The sequence below is a fragment of the Paenibacillus sp. P4_A9 genome (assembly GCF_056402415.1).
The window spans coordinates 1-5195 of sequence record NZ_JBFUHL010000139.1; the positions used below are offsets into that span (position 1 = coordinate 1).

Below are 5195 nucleotides of genomic sequence, written 5' to 3' on the forward strand. Positions count from 1 at the left end.
CAATTTGACCAAGTAGCAATTCTGTGCCTACCGCGATGATTTCAGCTTTCATCTACTGAACCCTCCTTAAAATGAGAAAACCTCTAACGAGATCGTTCAATGAAGATCGACCGCGTTTAGAGGTATGTTGAACCTATTATGATTTTTCCGAAAAATCTATGACATGCTTATTTTTCACGAAATATTCCACACCTGAATAAACGGTAATAATTGCTGCTGCCCAACTAGCTATAACATCAAAGGGAAAATCTAGAAACGTAAATGGAAAATTATTAATTAGCAGTGCAATGATGGCTGTAATCTGAGCCGCCGTCTTCGCCTTACCCCATTTGCTGGCCGCCATAACAGTACCCTCTAAGAGAGCAATTTGACGAAGTCCAGTAACTGCCCACTCTCTGCTAATAATGACAATAACGATCCAAGCATCAACTTTATCCATTTCTACTAACGAAACAAGTACAGCGGTAACAAGCAGCTTGTCTGCCAAAGGATCCAGTAACTTGCCCAAATTCGTGACAAGATTACGTTTCCTAGCAATGTAACCATCTAAGCTATCTGTACTCGCAGCAATAATAAAAATTAAAGCAGCAATAATTTGATTATACGTTATGCTAAACTCCTCTATCCGTATTTGAGGAAATTTTACCTTAATCAACAGAAAAAACATGATGATGGGTACTAATAAAATTCTCGCTACGGTGATGCGATTAGCTAAGTTCATGCAATTACCTCCCCGGATAAGTCAAACTCATAGGAGTGGGTAATACGAACTTTGGCAAGCTCTCCAATGTTCAATTTCGCATTCGATACGAATACCTCACCATCAATTTCTGGTGCATCGAATTGGGAACGGCCGATATAAACATCGCTTCTGCCATCGTATCTTTCAATAAGAACATCAATTTCTTGGCCAATACGGCGACCGCCGCGGATATTTGAGATCTCACGCTGAATTTCCATAATCGCATTTGCACGGTATTCTTTGACATCATCCGGCACTTGATCCGGCAGTCTTGCTGCTGGCGTATCATCTTCCTTGGAGTAAGCAAATACACCAAGACGATCGAATTGAACATCCCGCACGAATTGTTTCAAGTTCTCAAAATCTTGTTCGGTTTCACCTGGGAAACCCACAATAAGAGACGTACGCAGGGCAACATCCGGAATGGATTCGCGAATTTTACGAACGAGCTCGCGTGTATCCTTTTGGCGGCCTGGTCTACGCATACGTTTAAGAATGGAATCTTCACTATGCTGTAAAGGCATATCAATGTATTTGCACACTTTAGGATTCGTTGCCATCACTTCAATCAGTTCATCACTGAAGAAACCAGGGTATGCATAATGTAGACGCACCCATTCGATACCTTCAACTTCACTTACCTTGTTCAACAAAGTAGGAAGCATGAAGCTATCATAGATATCCGTACCGTAGTTTGTGGAATCCTGGGCGATTAAGCTGATTTCTTTAACGCCTTGTGAGGCAAGGTTCGCCACTTCTGCAACAACCGATTCCATGCTTCTGCTTTTGAAGGCACCACGCATAATGGGAATACTGCAGAATGTACAAGCGTTATCGCAGCCTTCGGCAATTTTCACATACGCCGTATAACGAGGAGTTGTCATCAACCGAGGTAGGTCCGCGTCATAGTTAAATACCGGATTCCCTACTAGAACCGGTTTCTTCCCTCTAAGTGCTTCATCAACAATGTGATTAATTTTATCAAAATCACCCGTACCGACAATGCCATCAATCTCAGGCATTTCTTCCATCAATTGCTTTTTGTATCGTTGCGTTAAACAGCCTGAAACGATAAGCGCCTTAAGATTCGCTGTTTGCTTCAGCTCTGCCATATCCAAAATTGTATTTACGGATTCCTCTTTAGCAGCATCAATGAACCCGCAAGTGTTCACGATAATGACTGTGGCATCTTCCTTGTTATCAACAAGTTGAAAACCACGGCCATGAATTAAGCCTGACATAATCTCGGAATCAACTAAATTCTTCTCACATCCGAGAGTAACTACTTTAACCTTTTCTGTCATGAAAGAAACAACCTCCAATAGTCCTAAAAAACACTCCCTACCAGTATAATACAAGCCCAATGGGGTGTCAAAATGTAAAAACCCCCTGCATTCAGGGGGTTTCCCGTATTGTAACTTAATTTTCCAGTTTATTTCATATTAACAAACTGCAAGTCCAAAGGAATATCTGCTTTCCGAAGTAGAGTAATGACGGCTTGTAAATCATCGCGACTCTTGCCGGTTACACGAATTTGATCCCCTTGAATTTGCGTTTTCACCTTCAGCTTTGAATCACGAATCAATATATTAATTTTCTTGGAATTGTCTTGATCGACGCCTTGCTTCATGCTAATTTTCTGTCTTACTGTGGAGCCAGCAGCTGGCTCTATTTTGGAATATTCGAGATTCTTAATCGAAATTCCGCGCTTCGTCATTTTTGCATGCATGATATCTAGGACGTTCTGCAGCTTAAACTCATCATCCGAAGTGACAACAAGCTGATCTTTATCCAATTTAATGCTGCTTTTGCTTCCTTTAAAATCAAAACGGGTTAAAATCTCTTTCTCCGCTTGTTGAATGGCATTATTTAGTTCTTGCATATCCACTTTGGATACAATATCAAACGAACTCTCTGTACTCATCTACATCCCAACATCCCTTCCATCAAATTACATTAGCATTATAGCAAGAACACATAAAAAAAGAAATATCCTACCGCCATAAGGCTTCGAATATTTCCTATCAAGCTATTTTCATTACCCGGGAAAGCGCAGGAATTGCCAAAATGCTAGCTTTTCTGCAAATTGAGTTGTACTCGCTTCGGATTCGGAGTATCTCCAACTGGTACGAGTGTGCCATTGACCATGAGCTGCAATGCACTAGCTGCGCCAACATTTAAGTAAGCCGAGCTCGCTAAATCAAAAGTATCCGTATCACCGACATTATACAACTTCTGTCTTAGCAAAGCTCCCTTCTCACCCTCAGGAGTTAGTGCATTAACAGCAATCCAACAAGATCCCGTTATCTTGAATTGAATATTTAGATTTGCAGTTCCCGTAATGATGTAGTTATCTACACCTTTTTCATTAGAACTGAATTTAACCTGAACCGCTGGCGGCGTTGGTGTCGGCGCTGGTGTTGGAGTTGGTGTTGAAAGAACTGTAGCTTTACCATCCCCCGTAGCATTGACAGACGTGCTCGGCGATGGATTCGTGGAATCCGTAATCCGCGGTGATTGCGTTTGCGTTGGCTTCTCATCCGCGGGCGTTCCTTTATAATTCTTATATGTATAGTAATATACGATCCCAAATATAAGCAAAATAAAACAGACAAACATAAGGCTGGAAGCCCAGCGGCTCATCTTTTCTGTATTGCGAACACTTGATCTATTCTTGCGAATCGCTTCGACAACAGGCTTCTCAATCGTTGGGGCAGGAAGCGTCGACTGATACATATTGAGAACTTCATTCGGATCAAGCCCCAATGCTTCCGCATAGCTTTTAATAAAAGCCCTCACATAGAAACTCCCAGGCAACACCTTGTAGTTTCCTTCTTCAATGGCCTCTAGATAGCGCTTGCGTATCTTGGTAACTTCCTGAAGATCATCCAACGATATCTTTTTTTCCTGTCGTGTTTTGCGCAAAATATAGCCTAAGTCAGACATATGGTCACCTCCCCGAAGGAATTATGAATCCTGTTATTGACGTTTGAAATGTTAAAAAGGTTCGGACGTATACGTAAATGAATCATAGTTAATTTCTTCATCAGGACTGTTCCGAAGCTCAATGATATAATCAAAGTGATTATAGGTGTATTCCGATTCACGAATAAAAATGTCTGGATGCTCGATAACCTTCGTTGAAGGCAGACCCATAATATCTTGTAAAAGGCTGTAATGCTTCTCATTGGAACGAATCGTAGAAACGATTCCGTCAATGATATACACATTGTTTGGGGCCATTTCATCCTCAGAAAGTTGGCTGCGAACGGTTTGTCTCAATAGTGTTGAGGAAACGAAGGTCCAACGTTTATTCGCGCAGACGCTACCGGCGATGATCGACTCTGTTTTACCAACACGCGGCATACCGCGAAGCCCAACAACCTGGTTACCTTCACGCTTGAAGATTTCACCAAGAAAATCAACTAACAAGCCTAGCTCGTCTCGCGTAAAACGAAATGTTTTGCGATCGTCGGAATCGCGTTCAATATATCTGCCGTGACGAACAGCCAGAATATCAACTAATTTTGGGGGTCTCAAAGCAGTAATAGTAATATTATCTACTTTTCTCAACATTTTACCCATTAAATCAATTTTTTCTTCATCATTTGTTTGTAAAAGCATACCGCGTGTGCGATCTTCAACCCCATTAATCGTCACAATGTTAATATCCAGCATCCCCATCAAAGAAGCTATATCACCTAATAAACCAGGACGGTTCTTGTGAATTTTGTATTCCATATACCATTCTTTAACGTCCAATTCTTCCACCTCATCATCATCTCTGTCACGCATATCTGTAAATGAACTAATCTGTTCACGTCCATTTAATTAATTTCTACAAAATCCGCCATTATCCTCCTCGAAAACCTAAGATGCCTGACATTATTTCATTTTTAGTTCCTTTAGCTCTTGAGAATTGTAATTTTGAATACCTTTTTGCCAAGCATGCGTTTTCATCATCACAAGCCGATTATCAAAAATCTGTGTCCAATTGAGATCAGCGGTTAACGCACTTGAAAAGTCCATTACTGACACTCCAAGAGATTTCACTTTCTGAATCTGATCTGCAGTCACTGGGCTGTAAAAAACAACCCATGATGCGTGATGTTGATTTATTTGAAATGTTAGCTGCTGAAACCATTGTGGGTTATTTAATAAAACAATGTGATCCGCTTCTTCTGAAGGCGCCCAGGTGGATGGAATTGGACGTTCACTTTGCGTCACCCATTCTATGGCCACATTTTGAAATACGAGATCCTGAATCGCTTTATTTTTCGTTATTTCCATCTGTTGTGTGTCCAATTGCAGCATGGATGCCTGGTCATTCACAGTAACTGCGCTGCCCTCAACAAATGGCTGACTTTGTAAAAAAGTCCATTTGCTCGAAGAAAGTCCTAATGACATCGTTTCATTAGCAGAAGTGAACAGTTCATTTCCAACAACATATATG

The 5195-nt window shown here is 41.1% G+C and carries 5 protein-coding genes and 1 pseudogene; all 6 read right to left on the reverse strand.

The window, feature by feature from the left end; genetic code table 11:
- Positions 1-136: 136 nt before the first annotated feature.
- Positions 137-721, reverse strand: a complete 585-nt coding sequence (gene pgsA, locus AC1DVJ_RS29910) for a CDP-diacylglycerol--glycerol-3-phosphate 3-phosphatidyltransferase (protein ID WP_056625118.1) — start codon at positions 719-721, stop codon at positions 137-139.
- On the reverse strand, positions 718-2046 hold the full coding sequence (gene rimO / locus AC1DVJ_RS29915; RefSeq protein ID WP_477596376.1) for a 30S ribosomal protein S12 methylthiotransferase RimO: 1329 nt from the start codon (positions 2044-2046) through the stop codon (positions 718-720). Before rimO ends, pgsA begins: the two co-directional genes overlap by 4 nt.
- 128 nt (positions 2047-2174) lie before the next feature.
- Positions 2175-2666: a YajQ family cyclic di-GMP-binding protein gene (locus AC1DVJ_RS29920; RefSeq protein WP_477596378.1), complete on the reverse strand. Its 492-nt coding sequence runs from the start codon at positions 2664-2666 to the stop codon at positions 2175-2177.
- Between the two features lie 146 nt (positions 2667-2812).
- The gene (locus AC1DVJ_RS29925) at positions 2813-3688 is read right to left on the reverse strand and encodes a RodZ domain-containing protein (protein ID WP_477596380.1); all 876 of its coding nucleotides are present in this window, start codon (positions 3686-3688) and stop codon (positions 2813-2815) included.
- A gap of 51 nt (positions 3689-3739) precedes the next feature.
- A complete protein-coding gene (locus AC1DVJ_RS29930; RefSeq protein ID WP_477596382.1) occupies positions 3740-4537 on the reverse strand; it encodes a DUF3388 domain-containing protein in 798 nt (265 codons plus the stop codon).
- Positions 4538-4627: 90 nt separating this feature from the next.
- Positions 4628-5195, reverse strand: a pseudogene (locus tag AC1DVJ_RS29935) (hypothetical protein); the annotation flags it as partial.

Excerpts from the sequence above, each read along its gene's own strand:
- AC1DVJ_RS29920 (WP_477596378.1), bottom strand. The coding sequence starts at position 2,666 with ATGAGTACAGAGAGTTCGTTTGATATTGTATCCAAAGTGGATATGCAA.
- AC1DVJ_RS29930 (WP_477596382.1), bottom strand. The coding sequence starts at position 4,537 with ATGCGTGACAGAGATGATGATGAGGTGGAAGAATTGGACGTTAAAGAA.
- rimO (WP_477596376.1), bottom strand. The coding sequence starts at position 2,046 with ATGACAGAAAAGGTTAAAGTAGTTACTCTCGGATGTGAGAAGAATTTA.
- AC1DVJ_RS29925 (WP_477596380.1), bottom strand. The coding sequence starts at position 3,688 with ATGTCTGACTTAGGCTATATTTTGCGCAAAACACGACAGGAAAAAAAG.
- pgsA (WP_056625118.1), bottom strand. The coding sequence starts at position 721 with ATGAACTTAGCTAATCGCATCACCGTAGCGAGAATTTTATTAGTACCC.